The organism is Haladaptatus sp. R4 (genome assembly GCF_001625445.1).
Classification (GTDB): domain Archaea; phylum Halobacteriota; class Halobacteria; order Halobacteriales; family Haladaptataceae; genus Haladaptatus.
Genome location: NZ_LWHG01000029.1, coordinates 118,796 through 138,300 on the forward strand (window position 1 = coordinate 118,796; position 19,505 = coordinate 138,300).

Genomic DNA, 19,505 nt, shown 5'->3' on the forward strand with positions numbered 1-19,505 from the left:
TCAGAGCTCTATTTGTTTGCGGATCTGTTTCGCGGTGCGGTCACAGGCTTGCTCGGGGGAGATTTTCCCGCGAACGGCCTCCTGGAAGAGCGGACCGGCGATGTTGTACTGGATGGCGTTCATCTTGGGATGGCTTGCCCACCCGTTCTCCATGCCGTCCACCGTCGTCTCCAGCGTGGAGATGAACTTGCTGTTTCCGATCGCTTCGTTGTTTTTCACGCCGTCCCAAACGTCCTTTCTGACGGGGAGTGTCGCCAACGAACTCGGAACTTGTTTCTGGAAATCCTTCGAGAGGAGCTTGTTTATCCAGGCGATAGCCGTATCCTCGTGTTTCTTCCAGACGCTCTTTTTCACGCCGTCCGGTTTGCGCATGAGCGCGACACACTGTGTGAAGAAATCGCCTCTATTCCCGGCGTTCCCTTTCCACGACGGTGCGAACACGATTTTCCCCGACTTGAGCATATCCTCGGCACGACTCCGAAAGAGCCCGAAGTCCTTCGTGCTACCCTGGTACATGCTCACGGAACCGGAGATGAGGTTCTGGGCGACGGATTCGTTGGACGCCGTCGGGGCCTTGTCCGACGAGAGTCCGTGTTTCTGGTAGATATCCACGTACCGTCTGGTCGCTTTCTTCCACACGTCGTTGTCGTAGTTGACGTCCGACCAATCCTCGTTGAGGTACATACCGTCGTAGCCGCCATCGGATGCGGTCCACGTTATGAGCGCTTCGTCGGTGACGTCCCCCTGTGCGCCGTAAATCTGAAACCCGTAGTCTCCCGGACCCTTGTTCTGTAGTTGCTTCGCGATTCGAAGGAGGTCCTGATAATCCTTCGGCGGGAAGTCGTCCTCGATGGAGAGACCGGCCTTTTCGAAGTGGTCGGCCCGGGCGATGAACGGTGCGCCGACTTCGAGTCCGATCGGGATCTCGTAGAGGTCCGCGTCGAAGCCACGGTAGCAACTCTGGGCCATTTCGAAGGCCCATTTGGCGTTTTTCAGCGCGTCAGAGTCGAGTCGGTGTTTGTACTCGTCGACCGGTTTCACCCATCCGGGGTCGATGAACTGTCCGTTGAGCGAGTTCGTCGAATCGTAGATAACCGGGCGGTTTCCGTTCTGCATGTTGTTCTTCCATTTGCCGCCGTTGATGTCGTCCCAACTCGCCCAGTTCATCTTCATCGTCGCGTCGTGTTGCTTCTCGAAGTCGTCGACCGACGACTCCATCAACTGCTTTGCGACCTCCGACTGGGAGTGAAAGTACTCCCAGTATTGGAAGTCCTTCCCGTTTCCACCTGAACTGTTTCCGTCGGTGACGGCACTGATACAGCCGGAAAGCCCGGCGATTCCACCGATTCCTATCGTTTTGACAAACTGTCGTCTTGATGCCTCAGCCGACATGGTTTGCCACAATTAAGCACACAGGTATAAATCTTTGGTGCAATTTTGGAAATTATCTATTCAGAAAACAATGATGAACGATATGTCGTGAGTTCTGTAGCATAAATCATTGAGAAAAACACTAATATACCGACCTTGGGCTGTTTAGTATTACTGCCACGGGTGTCATACCCGACGGCGGAGAATATCCATGAACGACGAGACAGCAGACATCCTCGTACTGCGAAGTGACACGCACGGATTGCCAGCGAAAGATTACGCTGACCGGCTTTCCCAACGCCTGCCGACTCACCGGGTCCATCTCGCCCGAACTTCGTCCGACGAGCGTGACCTCATCGAGCGAGCGGACGTCGTCACCGGCGTCGATATCGACGAAAGCCTCCTGGAGTACGCCGAAAACCTTCGGTTGTTCGCGGGCGTTGCGGCGGGCTACAACCATCTCCCGCTCGAAGCCTTCTCCGAGATGGGTGTCACGGTGACGAACGCCTCAGGTATTCACGCGCCGAACATCGCGGAACAGGTCCTCGGCTACGTGCTTTCCTTCTCGCGTCGACTTCGGGAGGGATGGGAGCGCGAAAAGCGCCACGAGTGGCGACATTTCCAAGCCGAGGAACTGAAAGACAGCACCGTCACCGTCGTCGGACTCGGCGCGATCGGAACGGCGATCGTCGATCGGTTCGCCGGGTTCGATGTCCATACCATCGGGGTACGGTACACTCCCGAGAAAGGTGGTCCGACCGACGAGGTCATCGGGTTCGAACGGGAGGCGTTCCACGACGCCGTATCGAGGACGGATTATCTCCTGATCGCCGCCCCGCTGAGCGACACGACCCGTGGGCTCGTTTCGGAGGAGGAGTTCAAGACGTTGCCGCCAAACGCGAGGGTGGTCAACGTCGGTCGAGGACGGATAATCGACACTGATGCTTTGGTATCCGCGATTCAGAAGAACCAGATCAACGGTGCGGCACTCGACGTCACGGATCCCGAACCGTTACCGGCGGATCATCCACTATGGCGATTCGAGAACGTCACGATCACTCCGCACAACGCGGGTCACAGTCCGAAGCACTGGGATCGGTTGGCGGAGATCGTTGCGAGCAACGTGAATCGACTCGCCGAAACGAACAGGGGGGAGGAGTTGGAAAACGTCGTTCGATCCTAACTCGTAGTCTCTCCTCCGGAAAGAAGTGTCGATCACACCGGTCCCCGATTTCACAATCGTGGAGGAATTACGTTTAAACCGAACTGCTGCGTGGTGGTGGGTATGTGCGGGAACTCGATGAACGACGACGCGACGAACGATACCGGGGCGGACACACTGGGGTCGGTCGAAAAAGCGTTTCTCATCCTGGAGCAATTGAAGACTGTCGAACGGGCAGGTGTCTCGGACCTCTCCAAGGAACTAGCCCTTCCGAAGAGTACGGTTCACATCTACCTCCAAACGTTCCGGAAACTGGGTTTCGTCGTCCAGAAGAACAACGACTACTCGCTCAGCTACCGGTTCCTAGAGTATGGTGGGCGGATCAGGAACCGTTCTAAGCTCTACCAAGTCGCGAAATTGGAAGTGGACCAGCTAGCGATGGACACGGGCGAGGTCGCAAATCTGGGCATCGAGGAGGATGGACAACGTATCTTACTCTACAAGGCAGGTGGGAGGGACGCTATTCACGACAACGCTCCTATTGGGGAGTATACGCACATGCACTGGACCGCGCTCGGAAAGGCGATGTTGGCGGAGTTTCCTCGATCTCGCGTCGAATCCATCGTCGAGACGCACGGGCTCCCGAAAGCGAACGAACACACGATAACGGATAGGGACACGTTGTTTGCCGAGTTGGAGCAAATTCGCGACCGTGGATACTCGGTCGAAGATCAGGAACGGCGACAGGGTGTCCTTACGATAGGGACGCCCATCATGGACCGAAGCACGGACGAGGTCATCAGTGCGATTTCGGTTTCGGGCCCGAAAAGCCGTCTGGACGAATCCGAAATGTTCGAAGAACTCGTCAGCGCGGTTAAGCAGGCGGCAAACGTTATCGAACTCCGCTACACTCACTACTAGTTCCACCATGGGATGTCGGGAAACGTATCGAGTTCGATCCATTCAACAGTATTGAACGGATTTCCACGCATGAAGATCGAGGTAGAACTGAATCGAAAAGGGATTACAAATATATGCCTGTAATCTTAATCGAATATTCGTCAATTACAGTCGACTATCCTTCTGATCTCCAGAGAAGAGATAAACGGTTTAAAACCCTTAAGGGGGTTAAATACGTGGTTCAGTCCGTAATAACGGTTCAATCGAGTACTCAGTCGGACGTACTTTTAGACTCGACCATTCAATAGTATTGAACACCGGTTGTGAACGTTTGACGCATGGCGGATATCTCCCGTGATTCCGTTCGAACGCGTGTAATGCGGTGTGTACATTGTGAAGGCTTCCGGCTACAGTATGATAAGACTGATAGGAAATATTCTAACAAAGTCGAAAATTATCCTATTATATTTTATATTTACTTTCCTATTAAAGTATATGTTTTAGACATCGGGCGGGTCCAGTCAGTATTTTGTTTTATTCACAATAGTGTATCCGCCACTCACCATCCCTTTCCGTTGGTGCATCAGAGGGTTCATTCTCACGAGAATCCATTCTGTCCGCCAACCACATCATTGAGCGTTATATATTGATTGGTATTTTTTCTATTACTGGATTAGTCGCGACGATGCCAGTCACAATAACGTAATCAGAGCGAGATAGTATTGCTATAGATAATCAATACTCTTGTCAGTAGCGTAGCGGTTGGATCCATTTTCCTAAAGAACTGGTACTGTTGTTCACGCAAACTCGATTTATGGATAAAATTGTGTCACATTGATATTTTGTGGAACGATTCAGCTCGGTATTTTTTCGAAATCGATGCTCCTCCGTAAACCGCACTCGTACGGTCGGTTACTCCTCGAGTGGTTCGACGAGTTCCACGACGTGGCCGTCCGGGTCTTCGATGAACGCCGTGCGCGCCCCCGCCGCGGGTTGATCCTGTGGTTCTTGGACGGTCCCGAAGTGATCGATTCGTTCGAACGCGTCGTCGACGCTCTCGACCGATAGCGCCAGGTGGTCCCAAGCGGTACCGGCATCCACTTCGTCCACCCCGCTAGTATCCGAGAGTTGGATTTCGACGCCATCATCGTCGGTGACGTACCGGTTTATGGTGTCGCCGCTCTCGAACGACCACGACTCCTCGAATCCGAGTTGTTCCGTGTAAAACTGGACTGACTCTTCGGCATCCGTCACGTTAAGACAGACGTGTATTAGGCCCATGTGTTCCGCTACTGTTCCGGGATAATAAAGATATTTTCCCCGAGCCAAACAAATCGGATAACCGCATCGCCAATGGAGACGACCGGCGGTCTCCCGGATTCTCGTAGGGCACCGAAAACGCCGGTGAGTTCGATCGATGACCGGATCAGGAGCCTTCATTCGGCCACTCGTAACCGAACCGTCCTCAGTTGTCGCCCTGTCGGAACCTCATTCGCTTCGCTACCGTCCACTCCCTCCAATGAAACGCCTCGACAGCGCCCCACGCCCCGATGACAAGCGCTGCGAGGATGAGGAGATTGAATTCTAGCGGACCGATCCAGGTCGGGAGAACCCATTGTGCGGTAGTGTAGACGTATGTGTATGTGGCATCGATTCTTTCCGCTACGTTCGTCCGCTCCTGCCCGACGGCTTTCGTACCGATGGTACCGTTTTTCCTGAGTTCGTTTATCGGTGGTCCCGACGGTTCGTCGCCGTACACCGGTCGTTCGATGTCGTACGGTTCGAACGGTATCTCGACTTTCCAGACGACGTCGCCACCCGGTGTCACTTCGAGGGCCCGATTGTTGTTGCTGTCGACGATGAGTGTGTTTCCGTTCGGAAGTCTATCCGCGTCCCGCGGCCAATCCAACCCGGTCCCATAGGACCAGGTTCGCTTCCACCCGCTCTTCGTCTTTTCGTACTCGACGACGCGGTCGTTCTCGCTATCCGCGACGAGAACCGTAACCGGGTCCTGCGAGAGGAGAACCGGGTTGTGCTGTTCGTTGAGGATGTCGTAGTTGTCCTCCTCCCCCAAGGTCCAGCGAACGCGTTTCGTCTTTCGGTCGATAAGCATGACACGGTCGAAGTTCCGTGGACTGACGAGAAACGCGGAACCGTTGTCGACCGCGTCGATGTCGTTCAGGTGGGTGTATCCACCGGGGCCGCCGCCCGCACTCGCGGGGAAGTGGTTACGAAACCGATACTCCCACACGATCTCATCTTCGGAACGGTCGTACACGAAAACCCGATTTTTGGCGCTCAAGTCGGCGATGGCGTATCGATCGTTTCCGAGATAGTCGATATCGTGTGTACCGGGAGGAATCTCGAACTTCTTGAGCACCGTCCCCGTGCGCCAGTTCATCTCGATGGCGTAAAACGTCACATCGAAGGAAAAGGCGGATTTGTCCATACTCCCATCGCGTGCGACGAAGAGTATGCGATTCGCTCCGAGCGGATCCACATCCATATATCGGTCGTACTTGCTGTGAATCCAGATCGGTTCGTTCGTCGCCGTGTCGAACGCTACTAACCTCGCCTGCCCCGTCGGAAACTCCTTCCCTTGTGCGGAAACGAACGTGACGTTCTCTATCGGAACCTCGTCCGCCCGGTGATTTGTTTCCTCTGGGACCGCCAAATCCTCGTGCGTCAATCCACTCGATACGACAGGTGCGAGAAGAACGACCACGACGATAAGCATCGAAACTCGAAACTTCTGTGTTGGCATCTACTGTCGATAACGGGCTTATTAGATATTAATCAACTTACAGAATCTCCCCGAACGGGACGACCGTTTTTCCGCCACTTCTCTTTCCCATGCTTGTCAAAAATGGGGACGTCACAGGGAGTAACAAGACGAGGTTGACGAGGAAAATCGAGATTCGAATCCACATTCTGCTTTACTTAGCTGGATACATTCCCGCCGACGTTGATATCTCGATTTTCTTCACGTGGAACGTTTATCTCGGAACTCGTCCTGCTGTTTCAGCGTCTCGTTCTGCAGAACTCCGGAGGGGATAACGGGATGATTTACCACGACACGCGATACTTGTCTTCGGTCCAACCGTACCGTTCCCTAAACGAGTAGTCGTCGAGTACCATCGGTTGCTGTCTCCGAGACGAGAAATCGACTTCTCTACGAAAAGTGAATGTTCGTTCGTCTATCGATGCTATGGAAAGACGGGCACCGCTAAGAGAGGGATACTCCTGCCATATGTTCAAAATATTTTATAAGCGTTGGGGTGTTTGTTTAGTAAAGCCGTGAAAACATACATATAAAAACGCAAAGATAACTAATTTGTGGACAATTTTTATATACAGAGTCGTAGTCGAACCAAGCGTTAAAATTTCAAAGATGACAAGTAGAAGTCGGAGGGTGGCTGAATTTTGCAAATAACGATATCAACAAGACCGTCATACTATGACAGAATACATGAGCGAAACGGAATATCTGAGCGGGAAAACGTGCGTCATCACTGGTGCTTCACGGGGAATTGGAGCAGAAATCGCCAAAGATCTCGGTTACCACGGTGCAAATGTCGTTGTGAACTACCGATCTTCTGAACGTGAAGCACTTGATGTTACAGAGGGGATCGAAGCCGAAGGAAACAGTGCGATCGCCATACAGGCAGACGTAACCAACAGAGAGGAAGTCGACGAGATGGAAGAACGCGTCCGTGATACGTTTGGTCCTGCTGATGTGCTAGTGAATAATGCGGGAATCACCGTGGATCGAACGTTCAAGAATATGACGCGTGAAGATTGGGATCACGTCGTCAATGTTAACCTCGGTGGCGTTTTCAATTGCACGAAAGCCTTCTACGACGATATCAAGGAATCACCACAAGGGCGGCTCATCAACATTTCTAGCGTCGTTGGGCAACAGGGAAACTACGGCCAGGCAAACTACGCAACCACGAAAAGCGGAATCTTTGGATTTACCCGCACACTTGCGCTCGAATTAGCAAACTCGGGATCGACTGTTAACTGTGTAGCACCAGGTTTCACGAAGACGGACATGCTCGCAGATGTCGACGGTGAAATACAGGACAAGATCCGCAATCGAATTCCACTCAATCGGTTTGCCGAAGTTGAAGACGTCTCCGGCGTTGTTCGGTTCCTGGCGAGCAAAGAGTCATCGTACATGACCGGCCAAATCCTCGGTATCAACGGCGGCATGGAGTGGTAGACGGACGGCAACTTAGCACAATTTCGTGGGAAGATCCCGACATGACCATCTCTTTTTCGCATTTTTATTTCATACAAGTGAACTATACGCAATAATAGTGCCCTCATTCTCAAGAGTACCCACCAATTGAAGTGCAATCGAGCTGATAGAGAATACAGCGATGTACGAAAGCATACTCGTGCCCACTGATGGAAGCAAAGGAGCAAAACGGGGAGTGGAACACGCGATCGATCTGTCCGAGAAATACGATTCGAAGCTTCACATACTATTTGTCGTCGATGAAGGAGTCTATGGAGAGACACCAGCCATGAGTAGTGAAGAACTGTTTCTCGAACAAATCGAAACGAACGGGAACGAGTTACTCGAACAGGTCGCTTCGAACGCCAATAAGAGAGATTTGGAAACGACAGCCGAATGTCTCAGAGGAGTTCCGCATCAGGAAATCGTAAAGTACGCGAGTGGGAATAATATCGACTTGATCGTGATGGGAAAACACGGTATTTCAGCACACGGATCTCCCCACGTTGGAAGCACCACAGAACGAGTGATCAGATCCTCGGGAGTTCCTGTTTTCACCGTTTAAGCCCGAAATCGGATATCTCTTCAATCGACTTTCCGAAATGAGGTTACTCGGACGCCTCTATTTGAGCCGCCTCATCGACCCACTTACGCACGGTTGCTTCCGAAACATCGGTTTCTTCTGCAAGGCGATTTACATCGGCGTTAGCGAGCTTCGTCAGGCTGTCGATACCGGCATGCTGCAATCGTTCAGTATATGCCGAACCGATCCCGGGAACGTCCTCGAGATCAGTCCGAGTTACTGACCGCTCCGCATACCACTCACTGACTTCGGGCCACAGTTTTGTATGCGAGCTAGATGAAACGGACAGGCCGATATGTCCTGTTGGGAATTCGATGATAGAGGTATCCTCACTCGCGATTACAGTATTGAACGGCTTGCTGGCTTCTGGAGGGATCAGATGATCATACTCCCCGACGATCTGAAGAACAGGCATATCGATATTGTCCAAATCGATATGCTCATCTCCCAGATACAGTTCGTTCTTCGCCAATTTGTCATCCTGATAGATGTCTTCTATGAATTGACGATACGTTTCCCCAGCGACATCGATCCCATCGCCGATCCACTTTTCCATTCGGGCGAAATTCTCGACCATCTCGTCGTTTTCGATGTTATCGAACAAACGAACGTACTTCGTAACGAAGTTATCGACGGGATCCATGAGCGCAAATCCGACATCGAGGAAGTCCGAAGGGACGTTCCCAACCGTCTCCGTGATTGCCTCTGGAGAATAATACTCTTCGTCCCCCCACTGTTCGAGAACACCTCCTTCTCCATCGAAGCACAGTCCAGCAGCCATCAGTCCAAGATTTCTAACTTTCTCCGGATGTAACGACGCATACATCGCGCTCATCGTCCCACCCATACAGTAGCCGAGAATATTGATCGCATCCTCACCGGAGCGTTCGCGGACGACATCGACGCAATTGTCGATGTATCGGTCCACATAGTCGTGAAGTGTGAGGTGTGCATCGAGCTTCGACGGCTCGCCCCAATCGATCAGATACACATCGAATCCTTCGTCGAGCAGCGTTTTGACCACGCTGCGATCCGGTTGTAGGTCTAGAATGTACGGCCTATTGATCAACGCATAAACGATGAGGATCGGAACGTCGTGTTGCTCGTCCGTCGTTGGTTCATAGTGATTGAGGGTGAGTTTGTTCTCGGAGTACACCTCCTCGCACGGGGTCTGACCGACCTCGACATCCATCATCCGTTCGGTCTGCTCCGGGAGAGCAGCGCCACGTTCCATGATCTCGGCTGCTTGTTCCCACTGCTGACGCTGCATGTCGGCGATGAGCGTAAAGGGGTTCATTCACTCTCAATCTCTTCGAGGATTTGATCCAGTTTCTGTTCGATTTCGTGTTGGCGGCGTTCTACTTCGAGTAAGCGCTCACCGACTTCTTGAATATCGCTTTCGGTCGGAAGGCCAAAGGTACCGAGCGTCTGTTCAGTGGCTTCGTCGACGGTCTGCTTGTATGCCATCGAGTTCTCGACGGATTCGCCAGTCATCGACGAAAATGCCGAGGTAGTCGTTACTTCCTTGAATGCATCGTTGGCCGCCTTCAGCCAGATATCACGGAACTCATCGATGGGGACCTCTTCGCCCTCAAGTGCATCATTTATTCGCTCGAATTGTTTTTGAGCGGCATTCATCCACGCTTCATACGCACCAACGTACCCTTCCATTCCGTCTTTTGTTATTTCGTCCGATTCATGGCTCTCGAATGCGTTCATCCAAGAGTCGACGAAGGCGGTTTGTGCTTCGACGTTCCGTTCGAGTGACTCGAGGAACGCCTCGTTCATCTCTCCCATATACTCGTTCCAATTCTCGGATGAATTTGTCATGGATGATTATTATGACGTAGGGTGGCAAAAATGTTGTTGCGGGGCTACTCAATCTCAACGTCAGTCGCATCGACGACGGTCTCGGACTGCTCTTCGAACTGTTCGCTTGTCTTCATCGCCATCTCGACGGAATCGGTAACGAACGAAAGAAGTGTTTCGTTCACGTCTTCCGAGACTTCCGCACCGGTCTCGATATTGCGCTCAACCGACTCCCAGACATCGGTGTGGATGTCGCTCAACGCATCGAACTGATCATCGATCGTTTCTTGCATATCGGTGAATGCCGTCGAGTCCGTTGGTGCCGTCGCATCGGCGACGTTGAGGGACGTCTCGGTGGCCGATTTCCAGGCATCAACACCTTTCTCTTGAGCCGATTTTTGACTCTCAACCGCCTTGACAAAGGATTTGTTCATCTCATTCTGGACTTCGATAGATTGTTCGATCATCTTCTGACCTTGTTCTATCGACTGACGCTGCAGTTCGAACATCGGGGCAAATGGGTTGTTATTCATGGGTTTCCTCCGACTGATTTTTCATGGGGATGACGATCGTCTGGACGATGTCCCCTTCAGCGATATCGAGCGCTTCTCGCTCGGCATCCGGGATACTGATTCGCCCGCCGCTCTGGACGCGAGTTTTGAAAATCGCGGTTTCACTCCCGAGCGATCTGATCTTCGAGAGCTCATCATCCCTCGCGCCAGCGTTTCCAGATACCATCTGCTTCCACATCTCTACCTGCTGCTCTGCTACGTCCTCACTCGCCTGTTGCATTTGGTTTGCAAACAGTGCGGGTGGCCACATGGTTCGGTCGTCCTGATTCGCCATCTTCGACCGGCAGTACGAGGTCCTACTGTAAAAATCTACCCCTGAAAGACATTTAGTGGTGAGGAGAACCATTGAGTGGTTTTCAGTGGGCTTCCACATCGATATTCATGTTCTAATTTCTCTACCCTATCGAACAGTCGAGTTGAAAATGCCGAAATTACTATTAATATGCTCCACCACGTACTCTTTAGTTCGGATAATAGCTTATCATGAGCAAAAACGAATCCTCGCTCGACCCCACTCGAAGTATCACCAAATCATGGCTGGAAGCTTCCGGGCACGTGTTAAATAGTTTCGTCGAGGTAAATCGAGCTTCACTCGCTGCCTTTGGCTTCTCGACCGGAGAAAACAGTGTTGATGACGAACCAGAATATAGCGAACAACCCACCTGGTCTTTTGAGCGCTCCGTCGAAGAGCCGGACAACATCTCCCTTGGAGATACCGTCGAGTTTACCAAGACCCTCACTGACATGGATATCGGTGCTTTTGCACAAGCTAGTGGGGACACGAACCCGCTCCACTTGGACGATGAATTTGCCATGCAGACCCGATTTGGTGGACGAATCGCCCATGGAACGCTTGTTTCAGGATTGATCAGCGCGGCATTGGCACGTCTACCGGGTCTAACGATTTATCTCTCTCAAGACCTCGAATTCCTCAGGCCAGTCGAACCCGGTGAAACATTAACGGCAGTGGTCGAGGTGATTGATATTCTCGACGACAACCGATATTCACTTTCGACGTTCGTCTACAACGAAGACGACCTGGAGATTATCAAAGGGAAATCGACGGTTCTCATCGATGAGCTTCCAGACTCAGAACAGGAATCAAAGTGATACGGGCCATTAGCGCATACCCAGCGCTTCAGGTGTTGGAAAACGTCAATAAATGGGTCACCGCCGTTAGTAACTCGTACCGTTGTCCTGCTATCAAAGGAATATAATCGCACTCGGTCAGAAATTGGGAAATTCGACTAATGGAAACTAAAAGCTTGACGACGAACTATACGGAACGCGGCACGGGTTCTCCGCTCGTATTCATCCATGGTGGATGGTTGAGCGAAAAGATGTGGGGAAACCAAATCGAGCGATTTGAGGACGAATATCGCGTTATTACGTACGATATTCGTGGTCATGGTCGAACTGGTGGCTCACCCAAATCAACCTATTCGATCGATCTTTTTACAGAGGATCTCCGACGCCTGCTCACCGACCTTTCCGTCGAAATGCCTGTTCTTTGTGGACTCTCGCTTGGCGGCATGATTGCACAAAAGTATGCAAGCCGATATGCGAACGATGTTTCGGGGATTATTCTTGCGAATACGGTTCAATCGTTCCCACCGCTCCCGCTAACACACGCCCAAAAAGAATTGCTGTTTCCGAAGATACAGAGACATCTTATGCTCTATGGGTTGGGACCACAATTGTACTTCGAACTTTCATTTCCATTCTTCCAACTTTCACAGGGACACCAGTGGATATCACTCGAACAAGATACTCGGAATTACGTGCTAAGTGACGTCGATCGAATACGCTCCGACGAATTCGTGAAGATATTTGATGCGATGTACGATTGTGATTTACGAAACGATATTCGAATAACTAGTCCGACACTAGTGATTACTAGTGATCACGAGCACCATGCAGTCCGCAAGCAGAACGACCAAATCGCGAAAAATATACGAAACAGTTCTCAAATCGAGATCTCCAACGCGGGACATTTAGTGAATATGGATAATTCCGGAGCGTTCAATGCTAAGGTCTATGATTTTATTTCCGGTATTTAACAAATGGATATTTCTACAGTTCGACTACTTCTTGCAAACGAAGCATAGACATCTCAAAAAACGGGTCACCGAAGGGCAACCGAAGCAAAAATATTTATCGTGCCCCACTTCGAGAACCCTCCGTTTCGAGACGGTTGAGACAGTCGTGAACCGTGTAGGTCATCTCACTATCACGATGGGGGTAGAGATCCCGTAGTTCGTCATCCTGGTATACTGCAAGGCAAATAAACGGGAGTGAGATGACTGAATAGCGCTCGTCCGAAATGCTGGAATCGATGTCCCGGTGGGAAAAGAACCCGTCCATGGACACGCTGTTTTCAGCGAGCCATTGTTCGAACTCGTTCACGTGGTTACTGATTGACTCGTGATAGTCAGTTCCCTCAAGCGGGCCGTCTAATCGAAACTCTCTCCCCCAGACATGGACGTCCACGCTCTCTATGTTTCCGTTTCGTTCGAGCGTCCTGAGCCGGTCGATAACTGCTTGCTTTTGTTGCTCTGCTCCATGTGAGGGATTTACTCGGACGAACAGTTCTACGTGCATATCTCGTGTAATATCGGAACCCATCGGTGACTCACTCCCATTGTTAGTGGGTAGCAAAGCTACATTGAATTTGGTCTAAAGTCTTTTTACCACTATTGTGTCATGGAAGGCGCGAACTGGGAAACACACTCACCGTCTCCCACCTCCCGTTGTGCGTGAACGCGGTGAGGTGACCCTCCAATTACTGGCACGTGATTTGGACATTTCGACCCTCGCTGCAGTGATCATTCTTCAGGTCCTCCGTCCTGTCGTTTCGTTGCAATCGACTACTGAGACCCGTACGAGCAGTGAAAATTGTGAGTAAACGAAAGCAGACGATAGGACGACATCTGCTTTAGGCGTGGACGACAGGTGAACGTCCTGAGCGTAGTTTTTGTAAGCCAATACGACGCAATTTCATGTGGCATGGTATCATACTTAACCGTTGCTATCAGACAGCATCCGTCCGAACGAATGGAATAACACGGTCGACGACAGGCTACCAGTTACCGGTAGTCCTTCGGCGATTAGAAACGAGAGGTCGTTTCACCAGCACGGTTTTCGTACGTTCCCGCCGAAGACGGACATCTCGCCACGCGCTTCGACGCCAACGCAAAGTACGGTGCTGTCGTACTGACCGACGATGTACTCGAACACCGCTCCGACACTGTGTGAGGACATCGGCGACGTCCGAACGGCACCGACATCGATTCCCCAACGACTCCCCAGCGTCGACCGCGTGATCGTCCATGACTGACTACGGTGCTGTGCTCCGGGAACGTCTCGATAGCGACGGGTTGCTAGTCTGCCCTGGAGTTCACGATCCACTCACCGCCGCCGTCGCGGATGCTGTCGGCTTCGACGCCATCTACATGACCGGATACGGGACTTCGCTGTCGAAGACCGGCTATCCCGACGCTGGTTTCATCACGATGCCGGAGATGATCAGCAACGCGACGAACATCCAGGAGCGTATCGACGTTCCACTCGTCGCCGATGCCGACAACGGCTACGGAAACGCGACGAACGTCGTCCGGACCGTTCGGGAGTATATCAAAGCTGGTGTCGGTGCGATCCACCTCGAAGACCAGACGTTCCCGAAACGCTGCGGCCACACGAAAGGGAGACGGGTCATCCCGCGGGAGGAAGCCGTCGGGAAGATAGCGGCCGCGGCCGACGTTCGGGACGACCGCGCCCCGAACTTCGTTCTTATCGCCCGGACCGACGCGCGAGGAACCGGCGATGGGTCGCTCGACGAAGCGATCATTCGCGCAAACGAGTTCCTCGAAGCCGGTGCCGACGTCGCGTTCGTCGAGGGACCCACCGACGAATCGGAACTCGAACACGTCGGCCGGGAAGTCGACGGCCCCCTCGTCTACAATTTCGTCGGTGAGACCGGCACCTCGCCGTACGTCGACCTGCCGTCGCTCGAATCGTGGGGATTCGACATCGTGTTGTTCCCCATCGCCGCGACGTTATCGACCATCGCCAACGTCTACTCCGACTTCAGCGACTTCGCCGACGACCCCGTCGCAGCGATGAGACGCATCGATGAGAACTTCGACGCCCAGCCCGTCGGTAGTTTTCACGAATTCGCCGGATTTCCGGAGGTGATCGAGTGGGAGCGGCAGTATCTTCCCGACGAGGAGCAGGACAAGTACGAGGGTTCGCTCGGCGACGATCTCGAATCCGACTAGATCCGGCCCTCGGAGCGATCAGTGGCGTCCAAAAGCGGATAGCAGGGAATCGAAATCTATGTGTCGGGAAACGATCGCTGATGAGCTAGGATTCGTCCGTATCGCGGAGTGATGCTTCCCACTCACGGACCGTCTGTGTGCAATCACCCGTGAGTTCCGCGGGGTTTCCGATCGCGGTGCAGTGTGGTGGAATCGAATTCAACACCACGGCCCCCGCGCCGATGTTCGCTTCCTTCCCGATCGTGATGGGGCCGAGTACGGTTGCACCCGTTCCGATCGTGACGCCGTCCTCGACGGTCGGATGACGCTTTTCGCGTTCCATCGAATCACCGCCGAGCGTCACCCCGTGATAGAGCATGACGTCGTCACCGATCTCCGCGGTTTCACCGATCACCACGCCGTCCCCGTGGTCGATGAAGAACCGACGACCGATCGAGGCACCCGGGTGAATTTCGATGCCCGTGAGAAATCGGGAGAGATGGGAAATCAACCGGGCGATGATGAAGTGGTCCGCGGACCACACGCCGTGTGCGATGCGATGCAGCCAGATCGCATGGAGACCGGGATACGCAAGCGCGACCTCAAGCGGGTGCCGTGCCGCAGGGTCCTTGCGCATCGCGGTTTGGACGTCCTCTTTGAGCCTGTCGATCATGGCGTTACGTGGTATTGGCTCCGGTTCACAAAAAGACCTTCTTCCCTGGATTTGTCCGTGCTATTTTCCCGAATTTGTCCACGGCTTGATCGCACGGAACATACCCGCGAGGGCGAACGTGGGGTGATGACCCCCGAAAACCGGAGAACCCTGCTAGGGAGCCGAACGTTCATACTCGCGGCACGAGAGCCGAAGGCATGGCGAGAGCGAACGTATTCGAAGCGATAGAACGCGAACGGGAGCGACTGGGATCGATGGCACAGCGTATTTGGGAGACACCGGAACTCGGTCTCCACGAGGAGGAATCCGCGCGGTTCTCATCGACCGATTGGAGGAAGAAGGGTTCGACGTCGAGGAGGGACTCGGTGGGATGCCGACGGCGTTCCGGGCCTCGTACGGAAGCGGCGACCCGACGGTCGGTATCCTCGGGGAGTACGACGCGCTGCCGGACCTCTCACAGAAGGTGAAGGCGGAACACGACCCCGTCGAACCCGGTGGGCCGGGACACGGTTGCGGTCACAACCTCTTCGGGGTCGCCGGGGTCGGTGGAGCCATCGGGGTGAAGCGTGCCATCGAACGCGGTGACGTCGACGGGACGATCGAATTCTACGGCTGTCCGGCGGAGGAGACGCTCGTGGGCAAAGTCTTCATGGCCCGCGATGGTGCGTTCGATCACCTCGACGCCGCGATAACTTGGCATCCATCGACTCTCAGTACGCCGACGCTCGACCGGTCGCTCGCGATGGACTCGATTCGATTCACGTTCGAAGGGGTCTCGGCCCACGCCGCCGCGTCGCCGGAATCCGGCCGGAGTGCGCTCGACGCCGTCGAACTCTTCAACACCGGCGTGGAGTACATGCGGGAACACGTCTCGGAGAAGGCCCGTATTCACTACGTCATCACGAACGGCGGCGAGGCCCCCAACGTCGTGCCCGCAGAGGCGACCGTCTGGTACTACGTTCGCGCCCCGACGAGGGCCGAAGTCGAGCGCATCAGCGACTGGATGACCGAGATCGCCGACGGTGCGGCGATGATGACACAGACGGAGGTGGATCGCCAGTTCGTCACCGGCTGTTGGGACTACCTCCCCAATCGCACGGTGAGCGACGTCATCTGGGAAACGATGCGGGAACTGGGTGAGGTCGGGTACACCGACGAAGACCGAGCGTTCGCGGCGGATCTCAAGGGAACCGTTCCCGACGAACAAGTCGAAGCGGGTCTGGAAGACGTCCCCGAGGAGTACGCGGACGAGATACGCGATGCGAGCATCTACGATGTCCCGGTGCCGCCACACGCGGAGGGGAACGTCGGCGGGGGGTCAACCGACGTCGGCGACGTGAGTTGGATCACCCCGACCGGCCAATTCCGCGCCGCGACGTGGGCGGTCGGGACGCCGGGACATACGTGGCAGGCGACGGCGGCTAACGGCGATTTCGGGAAGAAAGGAGCCGTCTATGCCGCGAAGGTTCTCGGCGGAACCGCGTACGAACTCCTCGAAAACCCGGCCATCGTAGCGGAGGCCACCGAGGAGTTCCACGAGGTAACCGGCGAGCGGAGCTACGAAACGCCGCTCCCGCCGGGGACCGAACCGCCGTTCGATATCACCTCGCCGTGATCGAACCCGAATAGTGCCGTGAGAACGAATTTGTGACTACCGTGGGTTATATTTCGTTTGGATTCTATTACCCACATGACTATCGAATGACCACGAACGACGACCGAATTCGCACGACGCACATCGGAAGCCTTCCCCGACCGCCGGAATTGCTCGATCTCCTCACGAAGCGCCAGGACGGCGAGGCCGTCGATGACGACGAGTGGGACGCGACCGTCGCGGACGCCACGCGCGACATCGTTGAACGGCAGGCCGAGGTCGGTATCGACATCGCAAACAACGGCGAACAGTCCCGCGTCTCGTTCAACTGGTACGTCGCGGACCGACTCAGCGGTATCGAGGGCAAGCGTGAGCAGGAACTCTGGGCGGACCTGCAGGAGTTCCCCGAGTACGCGGACGAGACGTTCAAGACGGACGTCATCGACCTCTCGATGCAACCCGTCGTCACCGGTCCCATCGAGTACACGGGCCAGGACGAGGCGGAGGCCGAACTCGCAGGGTTCCGCGACGCGCTGGCGGCCACCGACGCCGATTTCGAGGAGACGTTCGTGACCTCCGCGTCGCCCAGTATCGTCACCGCCACGCACGTCAACGACTACTACGACTCCTACGAGGAGTTCCTCTTCGCCGCCGCGGACGCGATGGCCGAGGAGTACGAACTCGTCGTCGAGACCGGAATGACCCTCCAAATCGACGCCCCCGAACTCCTCACCGTCGGTCAGACGTCGGCGTACGCGGGCGAGTCCCTCGAAGACATCAAGGGAGCCACGCGCCTCCACGTCGAGGCGCTCAACGAAGCGCTGTCGAACGTTCCCGAAGAGCAGGTCCGACTCCACACCTGTTGGGGAAGCTACGAGGGACCCCACCACCTCGATATGGATCTGGCCGAGATGCTACCGGAGATATACGAGGCCGACATCACCGGACTCAGTATCGAGCAGGCCAACCCCCGCCACCAACACGAGTACCGTGCGTTCTCCGAACATCCGGTACCCAACGGTTGGACGTTGATTCCCGGTGTCGTCGACGTGAAAACGAACATCATCGACCACCCCGAGACGATTGCGGACCGCCTCGAACGGGTCGCCGACGCGGTCGACGATTCGACGCCGCTGATCGCCGCGCCGGACTGTGGCTTCGGCACGCAGGCCGGACTCGGAATGGTTTCCCCCGAGATCGCGTGGGAGAAGCTAGGGGCGCTCGTCGACGGTGCCGAGATCGCGACCGAGCGCATCCGCTGACTCGCCGTCATTTAACGAGCACCATCCGTTCAACGAAGGCGGTACCGCGCGAAGAGATGGGCGTCGATTCATTAGTTGTTGGGTCGAGACAGTACGTATGGACGAAACGGAGGGGGCGGTTTACGAGCGTGTTTTGGTGCCGACCGACGGGAGCAGAGCGGCGAAACGCGCAACGGAACAGGCAGTGGAACTCGTGAAGGATAGCGGTGGGACCGTCCACGCGCTCTACGTGATGGACATGGGGGACGCGGGGTTCGTCGCGATCCCGAGCGATATCAAGGAGACCCGAAAGCGACTGGAGAAAAAAGGACAGAAGTTCGTAAACGAAGTAAAAAAGCGAGCCAGCAAAAGCGGCGTCGACTGTGTTACCGTCGTAAAATCCGGAATCCCGGAGGACGAGGTAGTCGAATACGTCCACGAAAACGACATCGATCTGGTCGTGATGGGACGGCGGGGGCGGTCGGACCCCGACAAACCCCTCATCGGTTCGACGACGAAGCGCGTCCTCGGCCTTTCCGACGTCCCTGTTCACGTGGTCTGATGGTCAGGGCTATTTCAGCGCGTGAGTATCCGTAACCGGATCCGATTTCAAAGTGGGTAGCCAAGCGGCGATGCCGACTCGACCACGGATTCGACGCGTCACACCGGCGGGAAGTCCGATACCGAACGAGACGGACGGAACGAGATTTCAGATGAGCGGCAGATACCTACATTTTTAATCATGGTCTCGAAGTAGTATGGTATGGCCATCCACGACACTCCGAAAAATCCCTCCAGTTGTGTGACGTTACCGAGCGTAGTGCCGTTCGATCTGTCCCATCTGACTCGGTTGAGTTGGGAGTTGGGGTCACGGTCCGTCGGAGATTCCGAGTCGACGCTCCACAGTGAATGGGGACACGAGAACCGCTGGAAACTGTCCATCTTCCGATCGACGAGTGAGACCTCGATCATCCGCGTTACTACTCCCGTCGGCAGGGAGCAGTTCTACGGCGCCGCTCAAATGGACCTGAGTGCGGCAGTCCCAAAACTTCATTCTGCACCGCGCTGGCGAAAGACGGAATAATCGGCTCCGATCGCTCG

Annotated in this window: 19 protein-coding genes and 1 pseudogene; 10 read left to right on the forward strand and 10 right to left on the reverse strand. The window is 54.5% G+C overall.

The genetic code is table 11. The features are described from left to right. Positions 1 to 1,392, reverse strand: a complete 1,392-nt coding sequence (locus A4G99_RS18260; protein ID WP_066146937.1) for an ABC transporter substrate-binding protein — start codon at positions 1,390 to 1,392, stop codon at positions 1 to 3. A 190-nt stretch (positions 1,393 to 1,582) separates the two neighbouring features. Between A4G99_RS18260 and A4G99_RS18265 the strand changes: the two genes are divergently transcribed. Next, positions 1,583 to 2,554, forward strand: coding sequence for a D-2-hydroxyacid dehydrogenase (locus tag A4G99_RS18265; protein ID WP_066146939.1), 972 nt, complete (start codon positions 1,583 to 1,585; stop codon positions 2,552 to 2,554). Positions 2,555 to 2,656: 102 nt separating this feature from the next. Continuing rightward, entirely contained in the window at positions 2,657 to 3,454 is a 798-nt protein-coding gene (locus tag A4G99_RS18270) for an IclR family transcriptional regulator (protein ID WP_223301982.1), read from the forward strand. Positions 3,455 to 4,345: 891 nt separating this feature from the next. Here the strand turns inward: A4G99_RS18270 and A4G99_RS18275 are convergent. Both A4G99_RS18275 and A4G99_RS18280 read right to left on the reverse strand, forming a co-directional pair. Further along, positions 4,346 to 4,714 (reverse strand): VOC family protein, encoded by a 369-nt coding sequence (locus A4G99_RS18275; RefSeq protein ID WP_066146941.1) that lies wholly within the window; start codon positions 4,712 to 4,714, stop codon positions 4,346 to 4,348. A gap of 184 nt (positions 4,715 to 4,898) precedes the next feature. Continuing rightward, entirely contained in the window at positions 4,899 to 6,197 is a 1,299-nt protein-coding gene (locus A4G99_RS18280; protein WP_223301983.1) for an aryl-sulfate sulfotransferase, read from the reverse strand. Between the two features lie 705 nt (positions 6,198 to 6,902). Between A4G99_RS18280 and A4G99_RS18285 the strand changes: the two genes are divergently transcribed. Both A4G99_RS18285 and A4G99_RS18290 read left to right on the forward strand, forming a co-directional pair. Then, complete coding sequence (locus tag A4G99_RS18285) at positions 6,903 to 7,658, forward strand: beta-ketoacyl-ACP reductase (protein WP_066147323.1); 756 nt, start codon at positions 6,903 to 6,905, stop codon at positions 7,656 to 7,658. A gap of 160 nt (positions 7,659 to 7,818) precedes the next feature. Continuing rightward, entirely contained in the window at positions 7,819 to 8,241 is a 423-nt protein-coding gene (locus A4G99_RS18290; RefSeq protein WP_066146945.1) for a universal stress protein, read from the forward strand. Between the two features lie 43 nt (positions 8,242 to 8,284). Here the strand turns inward: A4G99_RS18290 and phaC are convergent, their stop codons facing one another. The 4 genes from phaC to A4G99_RS18310 are packed head-to-tail and all read right to left on the reverse strand — an operon-like array spanning position 8,285 to position 10,914. After that, positions 8,285 to 9,556: a class III poly(R)-hydroxyalkanoic acid synthase subunit PhaC gene (phaC, locus tag A4G99_RS18295; protein ID WP_066146947.1), complete on the reverse strand. Its 1,272-nt coding sequence runs from the start codon at positions 9,554 to 9,556 to the stop codon at positions 8,285 to 8,287. Next, positions 9,553 to 10,089 (reverse strand): poly(R)-hydroxyalkanoic acid synthase subunit PhaE, encoded by a 537-nt coding sequence (locus A4G99_RS18300; protein WP_066146948.1) that lies wholly within the window; start codon positions 10,087 to 10,089, stop codon positions 9,553 to 9,555. The genes phaC and A4G99_RS18300 overlap by 4 nt, the downstream gene beginning before the upstream one ends. 44 nt (positions 10,090 to 10,133) lie before the next feature. Beyond that, the gene (locus A4G99_RS18305; RefSeq protein WP_150123154.1) at positions 10,134 to 10,601 is read right to left on the reverse strand and encodes a hypothetical protein; all 468 of its coding nucleotides are present in this window, start codon (positions 10,599 to 10,601) and stop codon (positions 10,134 to 10,136) included. Then, positions 10,594 to 10,914 (reverse strand): AbrB/MazE/SpoVT family DNA-binding domain-containing protein, encoded by a 321-nt coding sequence (locus A4G99_RS18310; RefSeq protein ID WP_066146951.1) that lies wholly within the window; start codon positions 10,912 to 10,914, stop codon positions 10,594 to 10,596. The genes A4G99_RS18305 and A4G99_RS18310 overlap by 8 nt, the downstream gene beginning before the upstream one ends. 209 nt (positions 10,915 to 11,123) lie before the next feature. Between A4G99_RS18310 and A4G99_RS18315 the strand changes: the two genes are divergently transcribed. Together A4G99_RS18315 and A4G99_RS18320 are read left to right on the forward strand one after the other, a co-directional pair. Then, a complete protein-coding gene (locus tag A4G99_RS18315; protein WP_066146953.1) occupies positions 11,124 to 11,750 on the forward strand; it encodes a MaoC family dehydratase in 627 nt (208 codons plus the stop codon). 140 nt (positions 11,751 to 11,890) lie between these two features. Further along, positions 11,891 to 12,700: an alpha/beta fold hydrolase gene (locus tag A4G99_RS18320; RefSeq protein WP_066146955.1), complete on the forward strand. Its 810-nt coding sequence runs from the start codon at positions 11,891 to 11,893 to the stop codon at positions 12,698 to 12,700. 94 nt (positions 12,701 to 12,794) lie between these two features. On the opposite strand, the gene A4G99_RS18325 is transcribed toward A4G99_RS18320, so the two are convergent. Then, positions 12,795 to 13,265, reverse strand: a complete 471-nt coding sequence (locus tag A4G99_RS18325) for an HTH domain-containing protein (RefSeq protein ID WP_066146957.1) — start codon at positions 13,263 to 13,265, stop codon at positions 12,795 to 12,797. A gap of 501 nt (positions 13,266 to 13,766) precedes the next feature. Beyond that, a complete protein-coding gene (locus A4G99_RS28890; RefSeq protein ID WP_255359125.1) occupies positions 13,767 to 13,901 on the reverse strand; it encodes a hypothetical protein in 135 nt (44 codons plus the stop codon). Positions 13,902 to 13,969: 68 nt separating this feature from the next. Here A4G99_RS28890 and A4G99_RS18330 point away from each other — a divergent pair, with 68 nt between their 5' ends. After that, positions 13,970 to 14,917: an oxaloacetate decarboxylase gene (locus tag A4G99_RS18330; protein ID WP_066146959.1), complete on the forward strand. Its 948-nt coding sequence runs from the start codon at positions 13,970 to 13,972 to the stop codon at positions 14,915 to 14,917. Positions 14,918 to 15,002: 85 nt separating this feature from the next. Here A4G99_RS18330 and epsC read toward each other — a convergent pair whose 3' ends face one another. Beyond that, entirely contained in the window at positions 15,003 to 15,569 is a 567-nt protein-coding gene (epsC, locus tag A4G99_RS18335) for a serine O-acetyltransferase EpsC (RefSeq protein ID WP_066146961.1), read from the reverse strand. Between the two features lie 197 nt (positions 15,570 to 15,766). Here epsC and A4G99_RS18340 point away from each other — a divergent pair. The 3 genes and pseudogenes from A4G99_RS18340 (at position 15,767) to A4G99_RS18350 (ending at position 18,966) form a co-directional block, all read left to right on the forward strand. Next, a pseudogene (locus A4G99_RS18340) lies at positions 15,767 to 17,184 on the forward strand (amidohydrolase). Positions 17,185 to 17,270: 86 nt separating this feature from the next. Next, positions 17,271 to 18,425 (forward strand): cobalamin-independent methionine synthase II family protein, encoded by a 1,155-nt coding sequence (locus tag A4G99_RS18345; RefSeq protein WP_066146962.1) that lies wholly within the window; start codon positions 17,271 to 17,273, stop codon positions 18,423 to 18,425. A gap of 97 nt (positions 18,426 to 18,522) precedes the next feature. Next, positions 18,523 to 18,966: a universal stress protein gene (locus tag A4G99_RS18350; RefSeq protein WP_066146964.1), complete on the forward strand. Its 444-nt coding sequence runs from the start codon at positions 18,523 to 18,525 to the stop codon at positions 18,964 to 18,966. The last annotated feature ends 539 nt before the right edge of the window (positions 18,967 to 19,505 follow it).

Coding starts and splice junctions, on each gene's coding strand:
- A4G99_RS18260 (WP_066146937.1), bottom strand. CDS start 1,392: ATGTCGGCTGAGGCATCAAGACGACAGTTTGTCAAAACGATAGGAATC.
- A4G99_RS18290 (WP_066146945.1), top strand. CDS start 7,819: ATGTACGAAAGCATACTCGTGCCCACTGATGGAAGCAAAGGAGCAAAA.
- A4G99_RS18350 (WP_066146964.1), top strand. CDS start 18,523: ATGGACGAAACGGAGGGGGCGGTTTACGAGCGTGTTTTGGTGCCGACC.
- A4G99_RS18305 (WP_150123154.1), bottom strand. CDS start 10,601: ATGAATAACAACCCATTTGCCCCGATGTTCGAACTGCAGCGTCAGTCG.
- A4G99_RS18300 (WP_066146948.1), bottom strand. CDS start 10,089: ATGACAAATTCATCCGAGAATTGGAACGAGTATATGGGAGAGATGAAC.
- A4G99_RS18280 (WP_223301983.1), bottom strand. CDS start 6,197: ATGCCAACACAGAAGTTTCGAGTTTCGATGCTTATCGTCGTGGTCGTT.
- A4G99_RS18265 (WP_066146939.1), top strand. CDS start 1,583: ATGAACGACGAGACAGCAGACATCCTCGTACTGCGAAGTGACACGCAC.
- A4G99_RS18275 (WP_066146941.1), bottom strand. CDS start 4,714: ATGGGCCTAATACACGTCTGTCTTAACGTGACGGATGCCGAAGAGTCA.
- epsC (WP_066146961.1), bottom strand. CDS start 15,569: ATGATCGACAGGCTCAAAGAGGACGTCCAAACCGCGATGCGCAAGGAC.
- A4G99_RS28890 (WP_255359125.1), bottom strand. CDS start 13,901: ATGTCCTCACACAGTGTCGGAGCGGTGTTCGAGTACATCGTCGGTCAG.
- A4G99_RS18320 (WP_066146955.1), top strand. CDS start 11,891: ATGGAAACTAAAAGCTTGACGACGAACTATACGGAACGCGGCACGGGT.
- A4G99_RS18270 (WP_223301982.1), top strand. CDS start 2,657: ATGTGCGGGAACTCGATGAACGACGACGCGACGAACGATACCGGGGCG.
- A4G99_RS18315 (WP_066146953.1), top strand. CDS start 11,124: ATGAGCAAAAACGAATCCTCGCTCGACCCCACTCGAAGTATCACCAAA.
- A4G99_RS18325 (WP_066146957.1), bottom strand. CDS start 13,265: ATGGGTTCCGATATTACACGAGATATGCACGTAGAACTGTTCGTCCGA.
- A4G99_RS18285 (WP_066147323.1), top strand. CDS start 6,903: ATGAGCGAAACGGAATATCTGAGCGGGAAAACGTGCGTCATCACTGGT.
- phaC (WP_066146947.1), bottom strand. CDS start 9,556: ATGAACCCCTTTACGCTCATCGCCGACATGCAGCGTCAGCAGTGGGAA.
- A4G99_RS18310 (WP_066146951.1), bottom strand. CDS start 10,914: ATGGCGAATCAGGACGACCGAACCATGTGGCCACCCGCACTGTTTGCA.
- A4G99_RS18330 (WP_066146959.1), top strand. CDS start 13,970: ATGACTGACTACGGTGCTGTGCTCCGGGAACGTCTCGATAGCGACGGG.
- A4G99_RS18345 (WP_066146962.1), top strand. CDS start 17,271: ATGACCACGAACGACGACCGAATTCGCACGACGCACATCGGAAGCCTT.